The 25795-nt window shown below is 58.4% G+C and carries 16 protein-coding genes and 1 CRISPR repeat array; of the genes, 6 read left to right on the top strand and 10 right to left on the bottom strand.

All coding sequences use genetic code 11. The features are described from left to right. Positions 1–53: 53 nt before the first annotated feature. Positions 54–501: a CRISPR direct-repeat array (repeat unit 28 nt; unit sequence TTTCTGAGCTGCCTATGCGGCAGTGAAC). A gap of 385 nt (positions 502–886) precedes the next feature. From AWM79_RS24850 to AWM79_RS05165, 4 genes are all read left to right on the top strand, one after another. Beyond that, entirely contained in the window at positions 887–1024 is a 138-nt protein-coding gene (locus AWM79_RS24850) for a hypothetical protein (protein ID WP_156430077.1), read from the top strand. A 3-nt stretch (positions 1025–1027) separates the two neighbouring features. Continuing rightward, positions 1028–2884 carry a phospholipase effector Tle1 domain-containing protein gene (locus AWM79_RS05175; RefSeq protein ID WP_060782313.1) on the top strand — a complete coding sequence of 619 codons (1857 nt, stop codon included), beginning with the start codon at positions 1028–1030 and terminating at the stop codon, positions 2882–2884. Then, entirely contained in the window at positions 2881–3531 is a 651-nt protein-coding gene (locus AWM79_RS05170; protein WP_060782312.1) for a DUF2931 family protein, read from the top strand. The genes AWM79_RS05175 and AWM79_RS05170 overlap by 4 nt, the downstream gene beginning before the upstream one ends. A gap of 137 nt (positions 3532–3668) precedes the next feature. Next, entirely contained in the window at positions 3669–4322 is a 654-nt protein-coding gene (locus AWM79_RS05165; protein ID WP_060782311.1) for a DUF2931 family protein, read from the top strand. Between the two features lie 94 nt (positions 4323–4416). Here the strand turns inward: AWM79_RS05165 and AWM79_RS05160 are convergent, their stop codons facing one another. The 4 genes from AWM79_RS05160 to AWM79_RS05145 form a co-directional block, all read right to left on the bottom strand. Further along, positions 4417–5289 (bottom strand): class I SAM-dependent methyltransferase, encoded by an 873-nt coding sequence (locus AWM79_RS05160; protein ID WP_060782310.1) that lies wholly within the window; start codon positions 5287–5289, stop codon positions 4417–4419. After that, positions 5286–6437: an MDR/zinc-dependent alcohol dehydrogenase-like family protein gene (locus tag AWM79_RS05155; protein ID WP_156430076.1), complete on the bottom strand. Its 1152-nt coding sequence runs from the start codon at positions 6435–6437 to the stop codon at positions 5286–5288. The genes AWM79_RS05160 and AWM79_RS05155 overlap by 4 nt, the downstream gene beginning before the upstream one ends. A 58-nt stretch (positions 6438–6495) precedes the next feature. Beyond that, positions 6496–14955 (bottom strand): type I polyketide synthase, encoded by an 8460-nt coding sequence (locus tag AWM79_RS05150; RefSeq protein ID WP_060782308.1) that lies wholly within the window; start codon positions 14953–14955, stop codon positions 6496–6498. Positions 14956–15584: 629 nt separating this feature from the next. Next, positions 15585–16460 (bottom strand): DNA/RNA non-specific endonuclease, encoded by an 876-nt coding sequence (locus AWM79_RS05145; RefSeq protein WP_017131260.1) that lies wholly within the window; start codon positions 16458–16460, stop codon positions 15585–15587. Between the two features lie 232 nt (positions 16461–16692). Here AWM79_RS05145 and AWM79_RS05140 point away from each other — a divergent pair, with 232 nt between their 5' ends. Together AWM79_RS05140 and rarD are read left to right on the top strand one after the other, a co-directional pair. Next, a complete protein-coding gene (locus AWM79_RS05140) occupies positions 16693–17655 on the top strand; it encodes a class I SAM-dependent methyltransferase (protein ID WP_060782307.1) in 963 nt (320 codons plus the stop codon). A gap of 117 nt (positions 17656–17772) precedes the next feature. Next, positions 17773–18657 carry an EamA family transporter RarD gene (rarD, locus tag AWM79_RS05135; protein WP_026013095.1) on the top strand — a complete coding sequence of 295 codons (885 nt, stop codon included), beginning with the start codon at positions 17773–17775 and terminating at the stop codon, positions 18655–18657. A gap of 231 nt (positions 18658–18888) precedes the next feature. Here the strand turns inward: rarD and metC are convergent, their stop codons facing one another. From metC to AWM79_RS05105, 6 genes are all read right to left on the bottom strand, one after another. Next, complete coding sequence (gene metC / locus AWM79_RS05130) at positions 18889–21630, bottom strand: cystathionine beta-lyase (protein ID WP_060782306.1); 2742 nt, start codon at positions 21628–21630, stop codon at positions 18889–18891. A 26-nt stretch (positions 21631–21656) separates the two neighbouring features. Beyond that, positions 21657–22277: a cysteine dioxygenase family protein gene (locus AWM79_RS05125; protein ID WP_017131256.1), complete on the bottom strand. Its 621-nt coding sequence runs from the start codon at positions 22275–22277 to the stop codon at positions 21657–21659. A gap of 29 nt (positions 22278–22306) precedes the next feature. Further along, on the bottom strand, positions 22307–23128 hold the full coding sequence (locus tag AWM79_RS05120; protein WP_017131255.1) for an amino acid ABC transporter ATP-binding protein: 822 nt from the start codon (positions 23126–23128) through the stop codon (positions 22307–22309). Continuing rightward, positions 23115–23804: an amino acid ABC transporter permease gene (locus tag AWM79_RS05115; protein ID WP_017131254.1), complete on the bottom strand. Its 690-nt coding sequence runs from the start codon at positions 23802–23804 to the stop codon at positions 23115–23117. The genes AWM79_RS05120 and AWM79_RS05115 overlap by 14 nt, the downstream gene beginning before the upstream one ends. Beyond that, a complete protein-coding gene (locus tag AWM79_RS05110; protein WP_060782305.1) occupies positions 23794–24516 on the bottom strand; it encodes an amino acid ABC transporter permease in 723 nt (240 codons plus the stop codon). Before AWM79_RS05110 ends, AWM79_RS05115 begins: the two co-directional genes overlap by 11 nt. Before the next feature lie 236 nt (positions 24517–24752). After that, a complete protein-coding gene (locus AWM79_RS05105) occupies positions 24753–25586 on the bottom strand; it encodes a transporter substrate-binding domain-containing protein (protein ID WP_060782304.1) in 834 nt (277 codons plus the stop codon). Between the last annotated feature and the right edge of the window lie 209 nt (positions 25587–25795).

Below are 25795 nucleotides of genomic sequence, written 5' to 3'. Positions count from 1 at the left end.
GCTGCCTATGCGGCAGTGAACCGTGTGGTACTCCAACCCGCGATTCGCAAGGATTTCTGAGCTGCCTATGCGGCAGTGAACATACCAAGATCAAAAGGATCATCCTTTTAACCTTTCTGAGCTGCCTATGCGGCAGTGAACGGATACCATCGGTTACTGGGTCGCCGGTAGTATTTCTGAGCTGCCTATGCGGCAGTGAACCCGATGCACTACCGCTTAGCCGATTACTGGCATTTCTGAGCTGCCTATGCGGCAGTGAACCCTTCAAGCAACGCTGGTTCAGACCGCGGCATTTTCTGAGCTGCCTATGCGGCAGTGAACTTTTGTGGTGCACAATTTCGCCGGGCTCAAGTTTTCTGAGCTGCCTATGCGGCAGTGAACACGCGTTCTGAATGGTGTTAGCGCTGACGGCATTTCTGAGCTGCCTATGCGGCAGTGAACGGGCGTCTACCGCTAATCCATCCAATCCGCGATTTCTGAGCTGCCTATGCGGCAGTGAACCAGAGCGATTCAATGATAATACATTGCCCGCAAAGGGAAATATTCCCAGATTGTTAGTTTACCCCTCTTTTTTTGCCCCATCCTAAGTGCTTGATTTTACAAGGAGCTAGCGACCATCAAAAAAAGAGGGTCAAGCCATGAACTGCAATCGACTGATCAAGCCATACCAAACGCCTGCTGAAACCGACTCCATGACAGACAAGGCAATATTTCGAAGTCTGTTTCAGATGCTTCCTACTTACTTTTGGCGACCCGGACGCTAGCCTTTGAACGGCCAGCCGCTCTTCTTGCAGTCATTGCCCTGATATTCGTCCGATTACAGGCACACAACAACGTGACGCAGGAACAGCCGCCCAAAAAAGCCCAAAGGACTAGGAATAACAAAATGAATATACCTTTGCAGCAGCGCTACACCCACCCAACCTCCCTTGAAGTTTTCGAGACGCTGAATCCGTCGGCTTTTACCGAACCGCCACTGGCTGGCTGCGAGGAATTCGCTTGCCTGCCATCGATTGAGGGCTGAATCATGGGTCGAGGAAGTGTCGACGGCATGGGACAAGGCCTGGACGGTGATCGGACCACCACCGGCGCGGTGTGTATCAGCAGCCTGCCCAGTGCCACGCAAGGCGGTGGTCGAGGCGTCTTGCGGCTCGGCGATAAAACCACCCCTTGCCCGTTATGCGGCAAAGCCGGGGTGATTGTCGAAAGCCTGCCGGCCATGAAATGGATGGGGGTTGCCACCGCGCTGGACGGCGCACGAGTCCATTGCGGCTGTCCACCGGGTCGCAATCGGTTGATTGCACCGGTCGAGCAGGCATCGCACACCAGCGCTGCTGCCAGCCGCGCCCCGATTGTCGCGCCTGCGCCAACTCCTGCGCCGGCGACGGCCAAGCCTGAAATGCCAATCCGGGAGCTCATCCTGGAAGAGGAGGAAGAAGAAGAGGAGCTGGAGCAAAGCGGTATCGTGCTCCATCTGGGCTTGTTCTTCGACGGCACCGGCAACAATCAGGGCAACAGCGCGATCGGTGAAGGTTGCCGGGCCAGTGACCTGGGTATGGATAGGGAGACGGCGGTTATGATTCGCCAACTCTGTACCACCTATGGCTTCGATGCATCTGGAGTGCCTCCCGACAATAGCTATGGCAATGCCACCAGCAATGTCGCACTTCTGCATGACCTTTATCCGGATCAGGCCGACGTGCAATTACCAAACAGGGTGGAGCAAGCTCATATCAAGGTCTACGTCGAAGGCATCGGCACAAGCAGCGGCCAGAGTGACTCCCTCTACACCCAGAGCAGCGGCCAAGGGGATACCGGCGTGGTGGCCAGGGTCGAACAGGCACCTGCCTTGGTCCTGCAGCAGTTACGGCGGTTTCGAGAAAACAACCCCGGCCTCAAGATTCGGCGCCTTGAAGTCGATCTGTTTGGCTTCAGTCGCGGCGCGGCGGCAGCTCGGCACTGCGCCAATGACCTGCTCAAAGGGGCAGACAGCCTGCTGGCTCGGGCCATGCCGGTCGGTACACCGGGGTTTGCTGAAACCTTCGCCTGGCGTGCCGGCAGCGACGTCATCCTCAATTTTATCGGCCTGTTCGATACCGTGGCCGGCATCGTTGCTCCGCTGAGCAACGATTTCAGTCCGCACAACGCCCTTAATCCTGGCGTGAATCTACGCCTCGCTCCAGGCAGCGCTCGTCAGGTGGTGCAACTGGTGGCCAACGACGAGCATCGTCACAACTTCTCGCTCACCCGTACCGACACTGATTTGTTTGTACCGGGTTGCCACTCCGATGTTGGCGGCGGTTACCTGCCGCTGTCCACGGAAAACCTGTTGTTGAGCAAACCCGACAGCAGCTTCAGCCCGCCCCAGGAACCCAACGAACATAGCGAGGCCTATCGCCGTACCCAACAGCGCCTCGAACGTAGCCAAGACTACTGGCAGCATTACATCCCGCATGGGGGGTTGAGCATTGTCACCTGGGACACGGGAACCCAACACCAGCGCCGCGATACCCCAGCACAAAAGCGGGTTTATGCGGCCATCGCGGGGGAACGTCAGGTGCGTGGCGAACTCTCCTTGGTGTACCTGCGGATCATGCGTGCGCTGGGCGTGCGTGCTGGGGTGGCGTTTGATCCGATTGACCCCGATGACAACCGCATGGCGTTACCGGCCGAACTCCAGCCCATCGCCGCCAAGTTGCAGGCCTATGCCTTACATGAGCCCTTCACTCTCCTGAACGCCGAGGATCTCGCGTTGTTACGCCGCCATTACATTCATCTCTCGGCCCATTGGAATGCCGCCAAAGGATGGAACAACAGCGATCTGGAAGGGGTGTTCATCAACCGTCCCGCCGAGGGTTATCAACGGGCGAAGTACCACCCATGAGTCCGCTTAAAGGCTTGCTGCTGTGCGGCGTGCTGTTGTGGTTGAGCGGCTGCGTCCATGGTACCGGGCGCTTGCCGTATGACGCGTGGTACCTGGGATTGTTTGCCCCCAACTACATGGAGGTGTGGATCGAAACCGCCGATGCGGTGGATATCCGGGACCGAGCCTACCGTCGCGCCATGAGCGGCGTGGCCGGAAACTCGCCGAAGCACTTCAAGGGCAATCCACGTGGTTGGCCTCAGCATCCAGGGGCCGGTGCGACCAAGCGCGTCCTGGGGGCTGATTTACCACGGCTGATTTATGTGCGCTGGCAATCGCTGGTGGAGCCGCAGACCTATGAGGCTTATATCGTTATTCCCGAGACCACCCGGCAGGCCATGCTCAAGGGCGAGAAAACCTACTGCGCATTTGACGGTAAATGGATCACGGATTATCGGAGCATGCTGACGGTTGGCCTAGCTCCAGGCGGCATTGCCAGGGTCTGGCTTGGGGGCGCATGCCTGAAACCCATCGACGTGGCACGGGTGCAGGGCTGGGTGGTGAAAGTGGGGCCTTATGACGGTACGTCAAGCGGCAGGCATCGACCACTATCCGCAATCGCCAAGGAATACATCGAGAAATATGGAGTTCCCTATGGTTCGTGGTAATACCAAAGTCACCTGGGCCATGAAGATCCAGCACCGGCTTCGCGATGCCCAGGCGCAAAAAGATGGAACAACAGTGATCTGGAGGCGGTGTTCATCAACCGTCCCGCCGAGGGTTATCAACGGGCGAAGTACCACCCATGAACCCACTTAAAGGCTTGCTGCTGTGTGGCGTGCTGCTGTGGTTGAGCGGCTGCGTCCATGGTACCGGGCGCTTGCCGTATGACGCGTGGTACCTGGGATTGTTTGCCCCCAACTACATGGAGGTGTGGATCGAAACCGCCGATGCGGTGGATATCCGGGACCGAGCCTATCGTCGCGCCATGAGCGGCGTGGCCGGAAACTCGCCGAAGCACTTCAAGGGCAATCCACGTGGTTGGCCTCAGCATCCAGGGGCCGGTGCGACCAAGCGTGTCCTGGGGGCTGATTTACCACGGCTGATTTACGTGCGCTGGCAATCGCTGGTGGAGCCGCAGACCTACGAGGCCTATATCGTTATTCCCGAGGCAACCCGGCAAGCCATGCTTGTCGGTGAGAAAACGTACTGCGCCGCCGATGGCAAATGGATAACAGACTATCGCGACATGCTGACGGTCGGCCTGGCCCCTGGAGGCATCGCCAGGGTCTGGCTTAGAGGCGCATGCCTGAAACCCATCGACGTGGCACGGGTGCAGGGCTGGGTGGTGAAAGTGGGGCCTTCGGGCGGTAAAAATGATGGCCGGTACGCATTGCCCCTGAAGCCAGCCGCCAAGGAATATATCGAAAAATATGGAGTCCCTTATGGTTCGTGGTGATACCAACACACTCGCCCCGCTTCTTGACGTCACCCACCAACGGCAACGCCCATGCATGAACATTCAATACACACGACATTTTCATGCCCGCCCCTTACGGCACTCTAAAATGAAAGAGATGAATTTCCGATGTTGGAGACAGGCCGTCATCTCGCCCTTGGCAATACCGTTCGCGTTGCATCTTTGGCGACAAGTGCTCACACAACTCAAAGCCTAGCCCTTTCGCAACATTGCTAAAATACTCAGGATTTAATTGAGTAACCAATTGTTCTCCTCGCCTTGCGGTAAATTTTTCAATTTTTTCAAATCTCGAAAAATCACAGCTATCGCCACACTCCTTCGGTACTCTTATGTCAACCACCAGCTCGGTACCACTGCAAAAATCATTAGCAATAGTGGCCATCATCTCCAGAAAAACCCTCTCTTGAATATAGTAACTCAAACCAAGAATAGAAAAAAAAGCTGGAACATCCTTTGAAAATCCAGAGCTCACTAATGACGCCTGAAAATCTTGACGTTCGAAGTCTACCGGGACATAGTGCAGATTGGCGGGCATATCCGACAACAGCTTCATCACCAGTTTTTTCTTGTATTGTTGAGTCGTCGGGGCATCTAACTCCCAAACCCGTAGTGCCTCCATGGAGCCGACCCTTCTCAGGGCAAATGAATCAAGCCCCGCACCTAAAATAATATAATCCTGGATATTTTTTTCGAGCGATCGCTCAAGTGCATCTTCGGCAAAACGCGCTCGACACAGCACACTGGCCTGGGCCGGGCGCAAGTCAGCCAACAGCGTATCAAACACGCAAGCGGCGAGAAATCTGTTACCGCAAACAAAACGCCAAAACCCACTGGTAAGCTTGATCGCCCATGGATCATTGAAAATGATCGGACTATCGTAGAGTCTATGTTTCGCACGAACTGCCGCAACGATACTCGCCGTCTTGCTGATACGTTTGTCTTTCATACAGAATTAACACTGTAGACCGGAAAACAAGAGGGCAAACTGCCATTTGCATACGCCGACACCAGTTCCGGGATGCTGTCAAAATCGTATTCAACCGTCACCGTCGGCATCCAGTTATTGGCTTCGGCGAACACCATAGCCTCACGAACCTCCGAATAACAGGCAGAATGCGTGTGGACATGAATATGTCGCCGAATACACTCGCTAGCCCGTAAAAATGTAGTTTTCATTCCCAGCTTCCAACCGGCAGTGGTGATCACGCCTTGGCGGGCCAACCCGCGCAGAGAGGCCCGTTGAACGGGGCTTCCTATGTAGTCTACAAATATCGAAACGCCTGCATGTCGGGTCCGCTCTTGGACGATTTCAATAAATTTCTTTTCTGCCGCGTTATACGCCATTTTATAATCGGCATCGGTATAATATTTGTTTTCATCGTAGTTGAGATCCGCTAGCAGGCGTCGATCAACTATTTCGAGACCAAGAGCTTGCGCTTCATGTTGGCGAGCCTTATTGCCCGCCACCAGGGTGGGCTCGCATCCAAAGTGACGGGCCAGGTCAAGCTCGGCAACCGTTGTTCCGCCACCCCATCCCCACACCAGTGGAACCGGAAGAGCCGCTTCATTCATTTGCAATCTCAAACACCCGTAGGCAACTCTCCAATTCGACCATGCAGTGAGGTAGCGAATTGAAAAGGCGGCCCATTGCTGCAAAGTAAAACGAGAGTCATCGGGAATGGGGAATAAATTGTTCGCCGCAACCTTCGTGCGCTTGGCCAACAAGCCTATCGTATTGGGTGCATCGTAAGCATGGGCCAGTTCAACATAACCATATCGATCACACTTAGTCGCCCCAAAAAACAAACAGTTATCACCCTCTGAAAGGCCAGTAACGTCACGACCACATTTAAGTACACGAACCACTCCAGAATTACCCAGCACCACCTCCGGCTCTCCTCGCGCCACACAAATATCGATCGGTGAGCGTTCGATGGCATGCGTCATATTGCCTTCCCAGGAACCGAACAATGGTTCAACCAATACTTCCGAATCTTTGATTTCGCCAAACTCAATGGCTTTTCTGATTAAAGAGTCAGTTGCACCGCCCATAGAATCGCCAGAACGCAAAACCCAAGCATCCGCAGTATACATAAGTCACCCTTAATTTAGATTAAGATCATTTAAACCCCACAATCCTCATCTAACTGATTTAAGTTAACGAGGCAATCCATTCCTCTACAGCCGTTGCGGTTTCCTTCTCTTGCAGCATGGAGTTGTGATCTCCCGAAACTGTCACTGTTGCAGTTGAGCGATCCCAATCCGAACGCCATTCGTGCTCTTTAAGCCCGTTCATACGCTCAGACACTTGCACATGTAAGACAGGGGCGGACAGCTTTGGCGGTTGCCAGTGTTGATTGAGCTCGCTGCCATCTTTGTCAAGCGGGAAGAACATCCGGCTATACCAGGCCATCGCTGTCAGCGCCGTGTCCGGAATACTCCCTAATAAAGAGGTGGTCTCAATAGCCTGCGCGCTCAGTTCGGCTATTATCGACGCAGTGACTTGCTCCATCTTGTGCGAATCCAATAGCACTACCCCTACCGGCCCACGTCCGATGCGCTCCAGATACTCGGCTACCCTATACGCAACCCACCCTCCCGAAGAATGTCCCAGGAGGACAAAGGGTGCATTCCCGGCACTGGCGAGGACGAGTCGCGCTCGCGAGGCCACTAAATCATCGAGATTTTCTGGTAATGGCTGACCGCTGCGATAACCCGAATGTGGTACGACCAACAGGTCACGTCTGCCTCTGAACTCGGCAGCAAAACGCGCAAATACAATGGGCCCGGATGGCAGCAGGAAGGACGGGAAACACAACAAACAGATTGCCTGCGGACCACTGCTCAGTCGAACGGGCGACGCTTCAGCTTGCGCTACCGCCTTTGACTGCTCCGTACTGACGCGAGCTTGCATCGCTGTTTCTATGGCTTTCAGACTCTCTTCATAGGCCCCTGTCACCCGCGCCTGGCGAAGCAGTCCAATCAAGCGTCCATCCTGCTCCTCCGGTGAGGAGACGGCTGGCACCGATGAGCCCGTGGAGAGTTCGGCCTCAAGACGCTTTAGCAGAGTCACCACCAAGGCTTCAGGAGTGGGGTGATCGAGCACAACTTTGACTTGCAGTGACAGGCCCGTTGCCGCCGCCAGATTGTTTCGCAGTTCAACGGCCATAAGAGAATCAAGCCCTAGTTCCTGTAGCGAACGAGTGGGCTCGATCTCTGTCGCGGCAAGGCCAAGAACCGTGCTGGCTTTGCTGCGCACAAGCTCCAGCAGAGCTTGCCGGCGATCGGTACTCGGTAGCGCCGACAACTGTTGAGCAAACGAAGCACTCGCAGTGACGCCACTGGCGGTCGGCCGCTCGCGGCGGCGGCGTAACAGCCCACGGAACAACAGAGCGGGACCATCAGCGCGAGCAGCGAGTCTGTTCATATCAAAACGCGCTGCGACCAGCGTAGCCTCTGGCCTCGCCAGCGCCGCATCGAACAAAGCCAGGCCTTGAGCCGACGAGAGCCCAAGCACACCTTGCTGCTCCATTCGCGTGATATCGGCAGCGCTGAGTTTTGCCACGCCAGATACCTGCTCCCAATATCCCCAGGCTATCGAGGTGGCGACAAGCCCTTGAGCTCGGCGTTGCTGCGCCAGGGCATCGAGAAAGCTGTTGGCGGCAGCGTAATTGGCTTGACCGGGACTACCGACAAGGGCGGAAATCGAAGAAAAGAGCACGAAGGCCGAAAGGTGCAGGTGCAGCGTGAGCTGATGCAAGTGCCAGGCGGCATCGAGCTTGGGTAAGAAGACTCGATCAAGACGCTCGGGGCTCATGGCATCGAGCACGCCATCATCAAGAATACCGGCCGCATGCACGATCGCGGTCAGTGGATGGGCCGCCGGAACGCGGTTCAAAAGGTCTTGCAGCGCGGCGCGCTCGGCGACGTCGCAGGCCATAATGGTGACCTCGGCACCTGCGGCCTGCAACTCCGCAAGCAAGTGGGTCGCGCCGGTCGCGCCAAGCCCTTGGCGTGAGACCAACAGCAGGTGCTTGACCCTCCATCGACTGACCAGATGACGGGCTATCAACGCACCCAACGTGCCCGTTGCACCCGATATCAGAACGGTGCCCTCTGGATCGAATGCCGGAGCGTCGGAGCGAGTGACCAGCGCCCGGCCAGCAAGGGAGCCTGCGGTCACAGGGTGCGATCCCACGGGCGCCTTCGGGGTCGTTAACAGATCCTGCGCACCAACCCTGGCCAATTGAGGAAGCAGACACTGCCCGTTGCGCAAGGCGAATTGCCGATGCCCCATGGCTACGCCCTTGGACAGCACGCGGTATGAAGCTTCGCTATCGTCGGTATCGACGAGGAAAATCGGCAGATCGGGGTTCTCGCTTTGCGTGGTACGGGCAAGTCCCCAGAGCGGTGCGCAAGCGAGCTCAAGGAGAGCGTCATCACTCGAAGTGGCAACTGCGTGAGACGTCAGCAGAACCAGTCGCGTGGAAGCAAGGCGAGAGTCTTTGAGCCAACTTTGCAGAAACGACAGCTCCAGAGCGGCTGCCCCATGGGCGGCAGCCACCAGATCCTTTGACGCGGGTACTGGTAACGCCAGAATGACAATTTCAGGAGCCGCCGCACCGTCATCAAGCGACCGCTGCAAGGCCGGAAGATCGGGGTAACTTTCACCCTCAAGCCCGTCTGTCTGTCCCTCTTGCTTGTCGCCACAAACACCGAGAAATGCGCAATGCACAAAGGTGGCGGCGACCTTGGACCAAGGTGAAGGGGTCCAGCGAAGCTCAAGCAGCGTGTCTTGAGTGTTGAGTTGCCTGGTGGAGACGGGGCGCAGCGTCAACGCCTGAATCGAGGCCAACGCGTTGCCATCAGCGTCGGCGATATCCAGTTGGATATCGCCTGACTCTTTTTGCCGCTCCAAACGCACTCGTAACAAGCTAGCGCCCACCCGGAGCAAGGAAACACCCATCCAGGAAAAAGGCATCGCGAGGGGCGCCTGGCCAGCGTCGTCAACCATCAATGCATGCAGCGCCGCATCGAGCAATGCAGGATGAATGGCAAAGTTCGCGGCCTCCTCTACGAGAGTGTCAGGGAGCCGGACTTCACAGAAAATCGCCTCATCCAACTGCCAGATCGCGCGCAAGCCCTGGAAATCGGCGCCGTAGCTCAAACCGAGCGCAGCCAACCTTTCATAGAGTCCCTCGATAGATACAGATACGACTCCCTCGGGCGGCCATCGGCCCAGATCGAAAGAGGCCACCTCGATCTCGGCCGCCAGCGTCCCACTGGCATGTCGCACCCAAGGCGTATCCGCAAATCCGTCCTGGGCCTGGCTGTAGATCGTCAGTGGCCTTTGGCCCGTTGCGTTCTGGGCGCCGATAACCATCTGCAACAGCACCGCACCCTCGGCGGGAAGTGCCAGGGGCGCTTCCAGGGTGAGTTCTTCAACAAGATCAAGAGCAACATGATGCCCCCCCAGCAACGCGAGTTCGAGTAACGCCGTGCCCGGCAAAATCACTGAACCAGAAACGTTGTGACCGGCGAGCCAGAGCTGCTCGGCGAGAGATAAGCGACCACTGAAAATATAGCCCTCGCCGTCAGCCAGGGTAATGACGGAGGCCAATAGCGGATGGTCCACCGCTCCCTGCCCCAAGGTAGCGGCATTGGCTTCTTTATGTTTGCTGGCCTTCAGCCAGAAGCGCTCATGCTGGAAAGCATACGTAGGCAGCCCGACCGCCTGCGCCGGATAAGGTGCAAAGAAGCGCTTCCAGTCCACCGGCAAGCCTTGGACCTGTAGTTCGGCGACAGACAGCAGCAGGCGGGCAAGGTCGCCATTCTGGCGACGCAGCGTACCGGCAACAGCCGTGGCGAACGATCTCTTCTCCAGGGTTTGTTTTAGCGCGACGTTCAGTACAGGATGAGGACTGACTTCAATGAAGAAGCGGTGCCCGTTATCCAACAGCTTTTCAGTCACGTCGACAAAACGCACGGTCTGGCGCAGGTTACGGTACCAATGCCGAGCATCCAGCTCCGTGCCCTCGATCAGGTCGCCGGTCACCGTTGAATACAGCGCGAGCTCACTGGTGCGAGGTGCGATAGGAGCAAGGTGGCGCAAAAACTCCTGACCGACACTCTCCACCAAGGCACAGTGCGAGGCCCCCTCGACATTTAGCCTGCGAGCGAAGATTTGCGCCTGCGTCAGTTCGTTCAATAAAACTTCAATGGCCTGCGCCTCCCCCGCCACCAGTGTCGCATCCGGGCTGTTGACTGCCGCGATAGACAGCCGTTCGCCCCATGGCATCAGGTACGGCGCCAGGGCTTCGGCACCGAGTGCCACGGTCAACATCGCACCTTTGCCTGGCAGGCCCTTGAACGCCTGGCTTCGCCGAATAACAATTTGCGCCGCATCCTCGAGTGACAGCGCTCCGGCAACAAAGGCCGCGGCAATCTCCCCCTGGCTGTGACCCACCACGGCATCGGGCTCGATACCCATCGAGCGCCAGAGCGCCGCCAGCGATACCATTACAGCGAAAAGAACAGGCTGCACGACATCGACTTGATTGAGTTCACGATTGTCGATGCCGCTCAATACCTCACCTAAGGACCAGTCGAGATAGGGAGCGAAGGCACGCTCGCACGCCTCGATCTGCGCTTTGAACACCGGTGCGGTTGCCAGCAGCACGCTCGCCATACCCGCCCACTCCGAGCCTTGCCCGGGAAAGACGAAAACCACCTTCCCTCTAACGCTACGGCCGCTAGCGCTCCTTGGGACGGGCAAGCCCTGGGCCAAGGACTCAAGCGCGACGAGTAACTCGTTGCGTTCCGCCACGACGACGGCGGCACGATGCTCGAACTGCGTTCGGTGGGTCGCCAGCGAATAGGCCACATCGACCAGGGCAAGGCCCGCATCGGCCAACAGATGCTCGTGCAAACGCCGGGCCTGGGCACGCAGGGCCACCTCACTCTTTGCTGAAAGCAGAATCGGCCAGGCATCTACTGGTGGCAAGGAACTCTGGACCGATGGCCGCGTGGCATCGGGCGCGTCTTCAATAATCACATGGGCGTTGGTGCCGGACATTCCGAATGACGAGATACCCGCACGACGTGGGCGACTACCAGCCTTCCAGGGAACGGAATCGGTGAGCAAACGAACACTGCCAGAAGACCAGTCGACATGCGGTGACGGACGTTGCACATGCAGGGTTTTGGGCAACACCCTATTCTGCAGGGCCAGAACCATCTTGATGACCGCACCGACACCAGCCGCTGCCTGGCTGTGACCAAGATTGGACTTGAGGCTGCCGAGCCACAGCGGTTGTTCGCGGGAGTGGGCGCTACCATACGTCGCAAACACCGCCTTGGCCTCAATCGGATCACCAAGAGGGGTTCCCGTACCATGAGCTTCGACGGCATCCACGTCTTGAGGGGTAAGCCGGGCATTGACCAACGCCTGGCGGATGACACGCTCCTGCGCAAGACCGTTAGGTGCCGTCAAGCCTTGGCTTTTACCGTCCTGATTAATCGCGGAACCTTTGATCAGCGCCAGTACCGGGTGACCGTTGCGCTTGGCATCGGACACACGTTCCAGTAACAACATCCCCGCACCTTCGGCCCACCCCGCGCCGTCTGCCTCGGCAGAGAAAGCTTTGCAGCGCCCGTCCGCTGCCCCCGCGCTTTGCGGATCCAACAATATGAACGTATTCAGGGTCGCCATGACCGTCGCCCCACCGGCCAGTGCCAGCGTACACTCGCCGCGTTGCAGCGCTTGCGCAGCGAGATGGAGAGCGACCAGGGATGAACTACAGGCCGTATCGACACTGACCGCCGGGCCTTGGAAATCAAAGAAGTAGGCTAGACGACCAGCGGCAACGCTCGTCGCACAGCCAGTGACCACATGATCTTTCAAGTGCTCGATGCTTGAGGGCGGGTGTTGCGCGAGGTAGTCATTGGCGAAAATGCCGATAAAGACACCACTGTTGCCACCATCGTGCTGGACTGGATCAATGCCCGCACGTTCCAGCGCCTCCCAGGCGAGCTCGAGCAGTAACCGTTGCTGCGGATCGATAGCCAACGCTTCGCGCGGGCTCACGCCAAAAAAGGCCGGATCAAAACCATCGCAGTCATAAAGAAAACCACCTTCGCGTGCATAACGCTTGTCCGTTGCGCCCGAGGTGAGACGGTAAAAGCCATCGAGATCCCAGCCGCGATTCTCGGGAAACCCTGAAATAGCGTCTTCTCCATCGACTAGCAATTTCCACAGCTCTTCGGGTGTACCGGCGCCCGGGAACCGACAACTCATCGACACGATGGCAATAGGGTCCTCTTCTCCCTCCACTGAACACGGTGCTCCAGAACTCGCATCGGACTCCGGCAGACGCCCCAAAAGTTCAGCGGTCAAAAACGCAGAGAATGACAATGCAGTGGAGTGTTCAGACGCAACGCTTCCTTCAAGCCGCAATCCAGTAGTGGCGGCAAGCCTGTTGTGCAACTCGACAACCATCAGGTTATCCAGCCCCAATTCCTGGAAAGAACGGTGGGTGGCGATTGACGTTGCTGCGGGAGATTCGAGGAGCACAGCCGCTTCGGCACAAACGAGACCGAGCAGCCAACGACTGGTCAACAGACGGGTGAGCTGTTGAATGCTGGGATAGTCATAGAAAGCAGTGACGGGCACCTCCAGGCTGAATCGCTCCGTCAATTGGCTCATGAGTTGGGTCCCCTGGATCGAACTCAGCCCAAACTCGGCAAAGGGGCGGCTGATATCGACAGCCGATGGCGGCAACATCGTCAGTTCGCAGACACAGGCGATCATAAATGCTTCAAGATCAGCGGGTAACGAACACAACGCCGCTGGGGGGCGGTCCAGCGCAGAACTTTCTTTTGCCATGGCATCGCGACGATCCCATTGCGCGATCGTGTGCAACGAACCATCGAGGTAGGCCTGCCTGGAGGACGCTCGCTGAATCTTGCCGCTGGATGTCTTCAGTGTGCTGCCGGGGCTGATCAGCACGATTGCCTCAACGGGTAGCTCATAGATCGAGCCGACCGCCCGCCTGACCGCCGCGAACATCTCGTCAAACGACCAGCGAGCATAATTGCGAACCAATTCCTGCACGACGATAACTTTTTCCGCCTCCTCCCGTTCCACGGTAAATACCGCGCAGCCACTGGGTTTGAACGCCGGATGAGCCAGCACAATCTCTCCCTCGGCGTCCTGAGGGTAGTAATTGCTGCCACCGACAATGATCAAATCCTTAATCCTGCCGGTAATGAACAGCTCGCCTCCATTTAGAAAGCCAAGATCGCCCGTGCGCAAAAAGGACGGACCGGTGGCGTCGTTGGCCAACCTGGCGCCAAACGTCTGGGCGCTCTGCGTCGGACGCTGCCAATAACCACTGGCTACGCTGTCATTTCGTAGCCATATTTCCCCGATACATTCGGCCGAACACGTTTGCCCATCAGGATCGACAATTTTGAGCGTCGTACCCAGTGCCACCGGAGCACCGCAAGACACAATTTCGCTGACCGCCTCATCCGGCTTTGCCGGTTGGACAAGGTGATGTTTTAACGCCTCGGACGATAGTTTGAGACTGCGCGTCGGCGAGTTCCACTCCTTGGCGGTAACCAGACAGGTCGCTTCCGCCAGTCCGTATCCGCCGCTCACGGTGTATGGACTGAGGCCATAGGGAGAGAACTTTTCGTTGAAGCGCCGGATGGCATTGGCTCGTACCGGCTCCGCACCGTTAATTGTCAGACGCCAGGACGAGAGATCGAGCCCCTGGCATTCAGCTTCAGTCACTCGGTCGCAGCAGTGATCATAGATAAAGTTCGGCCCCATTGTATGGCTGCCGTTAAAATTTGAAATAGCCTGCAACCAACGAGCCGGCTTTTGCACGACCGAAAGTGGCGGCAACAAATAACTTGAGACACCTTTGTAGAGAGGAAAGAGTACGCCATAGAGCAAACCAAGATCATGAAAATGAGGCAGCCACGTTACAATTCGACTGTCTGTTTGATGACCGGCACGGTGATCGAAAAGAGCTAAATTATGCAACAGATTTTGATGTGAAAGCATAACCCCCTTGGGAATCGCCGTCGACCCTGAAGTGTATTGCAAACAGGCGAGTTGATGAGCGCCAAGAGGCTGCGGGGTAAATGCATAATGCCACCAGACCTCGGTATTATCGGTCGCAAACCATGCTATCTCGGCAAAGTCAGGATAATGACCAACAAAGTCCGGAGCCTGCTGAATTATCTGAGTCACGCCCAATATGATTGCCGGCTTAGAGTCTCGTATAATCGCCTGAACGCGCTTGCCCTTGGGTCCATTATCGGAGAGCCGCGCCGGGGCCACAGGCACAGCGATCACACCCGCAAACATACAGGCCATGAACGCTTCGATGAATTCGAGCCCAGGGGGATAGAGAAGCACGGCTCGCTGGCCGGAATAACCATTTGCAACAAGCCAACCAGCCAGGCGCTGAGCACGATCAGCCAGTTGCTCATGCGTGAGGGTGAAGCCAGGTACTTCACCCTCGTACAAATAAGTCAGTAATGTGGCAGGTTGATGTTCGACATTTGCGAGAAATAAATCGATGAGTGACTCAAATTTCATATCCCCTCCTTGGCCAGCTCCGGTCCATCTAACGGGTTAATGGCTCACATAACTTCGATTCAATCGATAGCCTGCTAATCGATGACTTTATCTATGCACACGACTTTAGACACATCCTCCCGTTTGTCCAGCAGATGGATTAATAAACCTGCCGCTAATTTATGCTTTTTTCGTATACCTTTAAAATCCATGAGTTCTATACAGTAATGCCATAAAGATGGTAGCGCACCGAATAGCCCCGTTAATAGGCAAGATTGGTTTGTGAACCGCCCTCACAAAAAATCTGCTTTGATTACTTGATCGACGTGGTTGGCGCTGCCGGTAATTGATCATCGATTGTGTGAAGCCGCAGCGGTCAACCTTCTCGTTTTTTATGAACACTTTGGCTTTGGAACAGATGATTATCTTCAATATATGAGAGAGTGCCCTTTACTTTATTAGTAGAGGGCATCTCTCTTATATTAATGCCGTCCAGTCCGAAACAACCGTGGGAAATTGCCGAGGGCGGATGGGCCATTCCGACAATCCTGACCTGGTACCGACTCCCACCCTGAACAGAAGGATTTCATTCAAGTGGCTGCGTGGCACCGGAACGATCCGCTCCGTGTAGACACGATCCGGGCCGTAGGCTAACCCTTGGCCAACGATCCCGACACCGGCAGGGTATCCAACAGGCGCAGCCCGGTGGTCTTGACGAAGGTCGGGTAGTCCATCGGTCGCTCGATGCGGGTTTGCGCATTCGGCAGCACATAAGCCCAGGCTCGCCCGGACGCACTGTCGTAGACCAGCTTGAACAGTCGCGTGGGCACCCAGACCTGGTTGTCGCCGATGGTCCCGTGGCCGTCGTCGAACAGCGGGCCGGTAAAGACATAGACGTTGCCCTCGGCACGCATCGCGAATTTGCGCACATCCGCCTCGACCTTGCTCCAGATTTTGCGGTTGTTGGTCGGATCTTGCGGCACCATGTTCGACAGCGCGAAGGATTGGGCCATGGCATTCGGGTTCGGCGCATCCGCCGCCGGCGACTGATGACCACGGTCCACTGCCGGATGCTGGCCACGGTAATCACTCAGTTCGGCCCGGCCGCCCTTGGGGATGCGCGGGTCCGGGTAGAACTGGTTGGTGCGCTCCTCACCCTTGGCGTCCTTCAACTGCGCGGAACTCAGACGCTCGACCACCACCAGCGGGGTCTTGCTGGTTTGCGAGTAGAGCACTGCGAAATGATCGGAACACAGCGCCAGGGGTTTCATGGTCGCCGGCACGCTGCCCAGGCTGATTGGCTTGGCGTTGGGGAACAACGTCGCACACCCCTCGAACGACGGCTGACGCTCCTGGCTGGAATAAAGATCGAGCGCCGCGCCCTGGCTGATGGAGCCGGAACCGTATCTCTGCTTTTCGTGGTGCGCCGGCGGGTCGAGAAAATCCAGCACACCACGCGCTTGCGCCGCGCCACTGGCGAACAACAAAAAGGCGGATAACCCTACTGCGATTTTACCTGGGTTCATGCATTGCTTCTTTGGATTGAGTGGTCGAAAAAAATCCTACAAAACCCTCTATATCGGGGCTCGGCGAGCCTTCTACCATCTGTCGAGAACAAATGACAGGAAAATGATCCGGCCCTCCCTTGAACGCATTTGCGTAGCGGCCCATTGACATCAATGAAGCCGATAAAGTCGCACGATTTTCCATCGGCATGGGGTTAAAATACGGGGCCTTTCAGATTGCCGATCCTGCCCGATGAATCCCCAAGCCCTGTCCCTCCTCCACACTCACCTGCTCGACGCCCTGGCGACCTGCCCGGAAGAAACCCGACGGCTGTTCCATGGGCGTGGCCGTTGCTGGCCAGGGCTGGAGCAAGTGACTGTCGACTGGTTACAGGGGGTGATCATGGCCTCCTTGTTCAAGGAGCCGGAGCCGGCACAACTCGCGGATCTCAAGCGGGTACTGCGCGAGTTGAGCCAGTCCGATGCCTGGAAAACCACGGGTGCCCATTCCCTGCTCTTGCAACACCGCTACCTGCCGTTGAGCCCCGCCGAATGGTTACTCGGCGAAGCCGTCGAAGAATGGACCCTGACCGAAAGCGGTCTGCGTTATCAGGTCGACCTGGACAAAAAGCAGAACAACGGCCTGTTCCTCGATATGCGCTATGGCCGCGACTGGGTCCGCGCCCATGCAGCCGGCAAACGTGTGCTCAATCTGTTCGCCTACACCTGCGGCTTCTCGGTGGCGGCCATTGCGGGTGGTGCGGAGCATGTGGTGAACCTGGACATGTCTCGTGCCGCCCTCGGCCGTGGCCGCGACAATCACCGCCTGAACGGCCACGATATGGGCAAGGTGAGCTTTCTTGGCCACGACCTGTTCAAGTCCTGGGGCAAGGTGATCAACAGCGGCCCCTATGACTTGGTGATCATCGACCCGCCCTCCTTCCAGAAAGGCAGCTTCCTGCTGACCAAGGATTACCAACGGGTACTGCGTCGCCTGCCGCAATTGCTGGCCGAAGAAGGGACGGTGCTGGCCTGCATGAACGATCCGTCAATCGGTTCGGATTTCCTGATTACCGGTATGACCCACGAAGCGCCAGGCCTGCGTTTCGAACAACGGCTGGAAAATCCGCCGGAGTTTCCCGATATCGATATCGAAAGCAGCCTGAAGGCGCTGGTGTTCCGCCGACAAAAGGCCGACGACATCCTTTCACACTGAAAACGACGCCATAGCGCAGCCACGCCCGAAAACCGCGCGACCGGTTTGCCTCGCCCGCCGTAAAGCATCAAGCTATCGGCCACCAAAAACCCGTATTCGCCCATCCGTGAGGCCGTTGTGTCCAGAGGTATTGTTTTATCGGTCTTGGCATCCTGCCTGTTCGCCATCCTGTATTTCTACACCGCCTCGCTCGAGCCGCTCAATGGCGAGGACATCTTCGGCTGGCGCATGCTGCTGACTGTGCCGTGCCTGACGGTGTTCATGTGGCTGTCCGGTGACTGGAAAGTGGTGCCCACGATCTTTATCCGCATTCGCCGACAACCGATATTGTTGGCCAAGCTACTGCTGTCCTCGGCGATGCTCGGCGTACAGCTCTGGATATTTCTCTGGGCACCGCTCAACGGCCACAGCCTCGACGTGTCCCTGGGTTATTTCCTGCTGCCGCTGACCATGGTGCTGACCGGACGCATCGTCTACGGCGAGCGTCTGTCGCGGCTGCAGACCATTGCCGCCCTGCTCGCCTGCAGCGGCGTGCTCAACGAGTTGTACCAGGCGGGCAGTTTCTCCTGGACCACCTTGCTGGTTGCCCTCGGCTATCCGGTGTACTTCGTGCTGCGCCGGCGCAATGGCACCGATAACCTGGGCGGCTTATGGTTCGACATGGCCTTGATGTTGCCGGTGGCCTGGTGGTTCGTGCAATACGGCGAACAAGGTTTTGCCGTGCTCGACCGGCGACCTGCGCTGTATGGGTTGATTCCACTGTTGGGGGTGATCAGCGCGGCGGCATTGATCTGTTACCTGTTGGCCAGCCGTATGCTGGCTTTTGGTTTGTTCGGCCTGCTGGGGTACGTCGAACCGATCCTGCTGGTGATCGTCGCCTTGCTGCTGGGCGAAAGCATCCGGTCATGGGAATGGCTGACCTATAGCCTGATCTGGCTGGCGGTACTGGTATTGGTGCTTGAAGGCGTGAAACGCGTGCTGGAACAGCGCCGGGCCTTATGACGGGCCCAGGACGTTTCACCGTGGAGGTAGGCCAGCCCGAGGGATCGTGACTTCCCTCGGGAGGCTAGTGGCCTGTACGGTGAGTTCGCCAGCTCGAGTTCGGATGCCACACGTCCATGGCCAAGACGCTATGACGAGTCATCGACGGGCTATGGCGAGCAATAGCAGCGCCGGCCAGGGGTGGGTGGCGCCGGCATTGACTCATAGAACGCGTCACGCAGGCCACTAGGCTCAGAGGGCGGCGAAGCCGCGTTGCAGATCCTCAATCAGCGAGGCGACCGCTTCCAGCCCGATATGCAGACGGATCACCGGGTGGCGCGACGGCACCGGGAACTGGCGATCGTCCAGATCCGCCAGCGTCACCAGGCTTTCATAACCCCCCCATGACGCCCCCAACCCGAACAGCTTCAAGGCGCCGATAAAGCGCTCGGCCTGCCGAGGGTCGGCCTCGGCGAACTCAAACGACAGCAACCCGTTGCTGCCGTTGAAATCGCGCCGCCAGAGCTGATGCCCAGGGTGCTCCGCCAACGCCGGATGGAACACCTGCCGGACCTGCGGTTGCGCCTGTAACCAGCGGGCAATCTCCAGGCCCTGGCGCTGGTGTACTTGCAGCCGCGCCGCCAGGGTTCGCGCACCGCGTAGCACCAGGAAGGCATCGTCGGGACTGACCGTGTTGCCAAAGCTGTCGCTCATCCGCGCCAACGGCTGCCAGGCGGCCTCGCTAGTGCAGACGCTGCCCATCACCACATCGCTGTGACCGGCCAGATACTTGGTCAGCGCCATGATCGAGATATCCGCACCCAGCGCCAACGGTCGATACTGGTACGCCGAACCCCAGGTGTTGTCGACTGCCACCAGGATATTGCGGGGTTTGCACAAAGCGACAATTGCCGGCAAATCGCTCAGTTCGTACAGCAACGAACCCGGCACCTCACAATAGACCATCCGCGTGGTGGCGCGCAGCCTGGATTGGAGATCGCGGCCATCCGCCGGAAAGTACTCGACATCGATACCGAAGGGACCGAGAAATTCCTTCGCCAGCCGGCGTACCGGCCCGTACACACCATCGGTAATCAATACATGATCACCCGGTCGCAGGTACGCCAGCAGCGTCTGCGCTACCGCCGCCAGGCCGGTGCTGAACAGCCGCGTGCGATAACCGCCTTCCAGCTCGGTCACCAGGTCTTCCAGGGCAAAGGCCGTCGGATTGCCACGGGCACCGTAGCTCAGCACCCGTTCGCTGTCGCGCCGGGTGCGGGCGTCGAGCATCTGTGCCAGATTGTCGAACAACACGGTGCTCAGGCGCGTCACCGGCACGTTTACCGCCCGAGCGCCGCTGCCATTGCAGGTCCGCGCGGCGTGCACCAGGCGAGTTCGCACATCGACCGGCGCGGTCGCCGGTGGCACTGGATTCAGACTGGCAATCTCGGCCTCGGTCATCTGCCCCAACAGACCGATTTCCCAAGCCAGGTACTGGCGTGCCGCGTCCTTGTTACCGGAGTGCCGGTCGTGGGTGAAGAACAGGTAGTCGATGCAATGCTCATCAGGCAAAGCCGAGGTGTCCTTCACCAGTTTCAGGCCGGCCTCTTCCCAGGACTTGATATCTCCTGCCAGCACTCGTGCCTGGGCGCGCTGGGCCGGCGGCAATTCCAGCAACGCCAACTGCGCGACCGCCCGGTCTGCAACGACAAGCACCAGTGGCCGCGTTTCATTCGCCACCTGAGCGGCCAGCAAAGGTCGGATCGACCATTGCGAGCCAGCCAGATGGCTCTCGCGGAAGGTCATGCTCGGACGCAGGTCGATCAGCGCCACGCGCTCTTGGGCCAAGGCCCGCGACAAGCTTGTCGCGTCGAGGGTGGGCAGTTCGGAGAATGGCGGCGAAGTCGGCACCGGCAAACTCAGGTCGCTGTGCAGGCCTTCCTCAAGGACCCGCGCATCGTGACCTAATTGACGCAACCAACTGGCAACAACCGGCGCGCGCACGCCATCGTCGTCGAACACCACGACCCGCGCCCCGCGCACACCGAGATACAGGTCGGTGTCCTGGATCAACTGGCCACCCGGTGTATGTTGCGCACCGGGCAGACTGCCCAGAGCAAACTCTTCGGCACTGCGCACATCGCAGAGAAACAGGCTGTCCTCGGTGCTTTCGGCCCAGGCACGAACCTGCACCGCTGTCACGCTCGGCACGCCGACGCGAAGCGCCAGTTGCCGGGCCGCTTCGCGCTGCTGCTCAAGCTTAGCCGGCGGCGCCTCGTCGCGATAACGCCGAGTGCTGCCATGTTCCAATTGCAAGTCGGCGAGAAACCAGCCCTGGGTGCCGTTTTCCAAGGCATAGACCGGGTTCTTCACGCCCAAGTTGATCAGCGTCTGCGCGCCGATAATGCTGCGGGTACGACCGGCACAGTTGATCACTATCGGCGTCGTCTCGTCCGGTACCAGGTCGTGCAGGCGATAACTCAGTTCGCCGTTCGGGCAGCAAATCGAACCGGGAATGGTCATCTGCAGGTATTCGCCGAATGGCCGACCGTCGAGCAGCACCACAGGCTTACCCTCGGCTTGCCAGGAAGCCAGTTCGCCTGCGCTGATATGCGGCGTATGGCAGACTTCCTCGACCCGTTCGCCAAACGCCTTGGACGGTACATGGACTCCCGCGAACAACTGCAAGCCGGCAGCCTGCCAGCCTTCGGCGCCACCTTCGAGGCGATGCACCTGACGGTAGCCAAGTTCAGCCAACCGCCGTGCCGCCCGTAACGACAGCTCACCGCCGTCCTGGTCATAGATCACCAGGCGTACCGCCAGGTTCGGCGCCAGGCGCCGGGCTTCCAGCTCCAACCGGCTATAGGGCAGATGAACACCATGAAACAGATGCGCCGAGCCGTACTGGCCGTACTCGCGAACGTCGAACAGGGCAATTTCCCGGCCATCGAACAACCACGTCTGTAACTGCACCGGAGTCACGGTTGTGCTCATAAAAGCTTCGCCTTGGGATAAAGAAGTCATTCCAACACCAATTCACGAGCACGAGCATAGGCATTGATCGAGGGCGTCATCTGCGACTTGTTGTAGTTGAGGACAGTACCATCGTCGCGCACGCCGTAACGGCCCTCCAGGGACTCCAACGGACGGCCATAGAGATGGAAGTGCAAGGTTGCCTGTTCGCCATCGACACGGATGCTGTGCAGGTCTTCGCCGAGGAAAGCAATCGACGTGCCGGGCTGCACCACCACTTCACGTTCCAGCTCCAGCACCGCGTGTTGCGGGTCGGCGCCGTCGTCGCGGCGGACATAGACGCGGTTCAGCTCCTGGCCTTCGACGGCGCTGATCACCGCCCACGTCTCATGGTTGTGGGCGATGGTGTTCTTGCCCGGTAGCAACGAGTTGAGGTACAGAGTGGGGGTGTCGCCATCGTCGTTCAGGCGGTAGCGGAACGCGCTATCGCCCTCGCCCACCACCGGCGCCGGAAAGTTTTCGAAATTGAACAGCTCACGGCGTTCGGCCAGCGCTTCCAGTAAAACGATGATTTCTTCCAGTGCCGCGCGATCGACGCCGCGCTGATGGATGGCGCGGATCTTCACCAGGAAAGATTCGATCACGTCGGTGCGTTCGGTGGTGCTCATGGGCAAGCTCCTTATCAGGTGAATCACGATCAGATGGACAGGCTCAATGGACTGATATTGCTCAGCCGGAACGGGTCGGCCTGCGTCGGGCGGCGGTGGACGTCGCCCAGGGCATGCCGGAGGAATTCGCGGGTGCGCTCGCTACGTGGTTGCTGGAAAATCTGGTAGGCACTGCCGGACTCGACGATCCGACCGTTCTCGGTGAAATACACCACGTCACTGATGTCCTCGGCGAAACGCATTTCATGGGTCACCAACACGCAGGTCATGCCTTCCTCGGTCAGCTCGCGAATCACTGTCAGCACTTCGCCAACGGTTTCCGGGTCGAGGGCCGAGGTCACTTCATCGAACAGGATCAGTTCCGGGCGCATCGCCAGCGCCCGAGCAATCGCTACCCGTTGCTGTTGGCCACCGGACAACTGGCCGGGAAAGGCCTCGGCCTTGTGCTCCATGCGTACTTTGGCCAGCAACCGGCGGGCTGGCGGCTCAGCTTCGGCGCGGCTACGCCCAAGCACCTTGCAGGGACCGACCAACAGGTTTTCCAGCACCGACAAGTGCGGGAACAGGTTGTATTGCTGGAACACGAAGCCGACCCGCTTACGCAGCTCGATCAACTCAGCTTCACGGCGCAATAGGTGGACCTCGGTGCCGCCGACACGGATGCTGCCGCGCAGCGGCTTGAGCAGCCCGGTGATACAGCGCAGGATAGTCGATTTACCCGAACCGGACGGGCCGATGATCGACACCGCCTGGCCGCGCTGGATATCCAGGTCGATACCCTTAAGCACCCGGTTGGTACCAAACGAGAGGTGCAGATCACGCAGACTGGCGAGCGTTTCAGTAGAAGGCATAACGTCGCTCCAGGCGTTGGGTCAGACGGGAAATCGGGTAGCAATAGGCGAAGAACAACGCCAGCACGCTGAAGTAGATCAACACGGTGAAGCCGCTGCGGTTGACGGTGTTGCTGGCGATCTGCGCAGTATCGATCAGGTCATGCACGCCCACCAGCGAAGCCAGGGCGGTGCCCATGGTGATCACCGCATAGAGGTTCATCCATGGCGGTAGCATGCGCTTGAAACACTGCGGCAGGATGATCGAACAAAATAGCTGGCGGCGACTGAGAGCCAGGGAGCGAGCAGCTTCCCATTGAGTGGCGGGAGTCGAGCTGATTGCCCCGCGAAAGATCTCCGCGACGTTGGCGCTGGTGGGTAAAGCCAGGCCAATGGTGACTTTCAGCCAGTCGGGAAATGGCAGATAGTGGCTGCCAGCATGGACTTCGAATGGGAACACATAAGTGGTGAAGTAGATCAGCACCAGCCACGGGGCATTGCGAAACAACTGCACCCACAACCGCGCCGGCCAGCGCAGCAGGCGCAATGACGACAACCCCAGGGCGCCAATCGGCAGGCCCACGGCAGAGCCGATGACAATTGCCAGCAAGCTGATCAGGATATTCTGGCCAAAGCCCACCGCCAGCGCCGGGGACCAACGCAGCAACGATTCGATCACCGACCATTCAATGGCCATAGCCAGGCATCCTCAGGCGCGCTTCAAGGTAGCGGCCGACACAATTGACGATAAAACTCAGCAGGCCGAAAAAGCTCAGGATCAGCAGCATCAGCTCCAGCACGTTGTCGCTCTGAGTCCAGATCATGATCGAGGCGTAGGTGATGTCACCGACGGCAATGGCCGAGGCCACGGCGGTCATCTTCACCAGATCGATCAGGTTGTTGACCAGCGACGGCAAGGCAAAACGCAGGGCCAGCGGCAGTTGCACATTCCACAGCAACTGCCAGCGGCTGAAGGCCAGGGAGCTGGCGGCCTCCAAGGTCACCGCCGGTACCGCCTCGATGCCGGCCCGCAGGGCTTCAGCGTGAAACGCGCCTTTGTGCAGGGAAATCACGATCACCACCCAGGCGAACGGCGTCAACGGGTTAGCGGCGCCGACGGCCTGGGTCAGCAGCATGTTCAGCACCAGGAACGCGCAGTACAGCTGTACCAGCGTCGGTGTGTTGCGGGTCACTTCGACAAAGACTCGTGCCGGCCACGCCAGCCAGCGATGGCCGCTGGTGAGCATCGCCGCCAAAGCCAGTCCCGCCAGCAGGCTGCCGATAATGGCCAACAGGCAGAGCAAAACGGTGGTCCAAGCGCCATTGACCAAACTGCCGCGCTGATAGGCATCCAGCAGGAAGCCATAATTGAGGCCCAGGTGCCCGGCCCATTGCACAAAGCGCTCCATCAGCCGTGGTCCTCGACTCGCCCGACACAGGCATCGACGATACCGGCCAACAGAGAGTCTGGCCGGCTGATCTCGGCGCGAGCCGGAGGTAGATATTTGAGCATTGGGAGTGTCCTTGAGAGTTCGCGGGGTGTGGCGACCGTCTTTGCTGGCGCGACCGTCCCCACACTGCCTGTGTCAAGCTCTCAACGTGGGGGAAGTGCTTGCCTGAAGAGGCTCGTGGAGCGACAACGGGTTCAGCCCTTGAACTGGTTATGCCATTCCACCAGCGCGGGCGACGCCGGGGTGAGGTGATTGCGCGTCTCGGCCTCGATCAGCCAGCCACTGCGATGCAGCTCCTGGACCACGCCATCCAGGCGTTTCTGGATATCGGTTTGCCCCAGGCGACTCCAAATCACCGACGGCGCCGGATTCAACTTCGGGGTCAGCGCTCGGTAGTCCTTCCACTCGGGATTGTCGGCCAGCAATGGGTTGATCAGCGTTGCGTCATGCACAGCCGCCACACAGTTGTTGCCACGCAGCGCCAGCAGCGACTCCGAGGAACTCTTGAACGCCTTGAGGTCTACACCCAGCTCGCTCAGCGGCTTGACGTAGCTGCTACCCTGGGAGGTGCACACCGGCTGGCCCCTGAGGTCTTCCCAACGGCTGATCTTGCTGTCTTTCGGCACCGCAGCGACACCTCCGACCCGGTAGAACGGCGTCGGCACATGCCCCAGCAGGGTATCGCGCTCGGCGGTCCACTCCATGTTGGCGATCAGCAGATCGACCTTGCCCTGTTGCAGGAACTGCACCCGGTTGGCTGGCAATACCGGGACCAGTTCCACCGGCACATTGAGATCCTTGCCCAGGGCATTGGCCAGGTCGACGTTGAGGCCCCTGGGGTCCTGTGTGAGCGGGTCGATGGAGCCGAACGGCCCGCCGGATAACAGCACACCGACCACCAGCCGGTGCCGTTGCTGGATCTTGTCGAGGGTTGCGTCGGCCTGCGCGGATCCGACTACGCCAAAAGCGAGCACCGCGCCCAGTACGGTGGGTAGAAAACGCTGGATCGATGTGCGCGTGAACTGCATGGATATCCCCTCGGTGGCGATCGGCGTCTCCCGACCTCGTTGCCCACATGCTAGGGAGCGCTCCATCGGAACGGAAATTCAAATATCTAATATTGTTATAACTTTCTAGTTATTAGGTTTTTAAAAAAAAGACATAAGCCGCATTTATTGGGTCATTTAAATTCAGCAGTAATTTTTTCTCGCCAGATACATAAGAATCCGTAATCTAT

Origin of the sequence: Pseudomonas agarici (assembly GCF_001543125.1) — a bacterium.
Lineage (GTDB): Bacteria > Pseudomonadota > Gammaproteobacteria > Pseudomonadales > Pseudomonadaceae > Aquipseudomonas > Aquipseudomonas agarici.
This window is presented reverse-complemented; position numbering and strand designations above follow the sequence as displayed.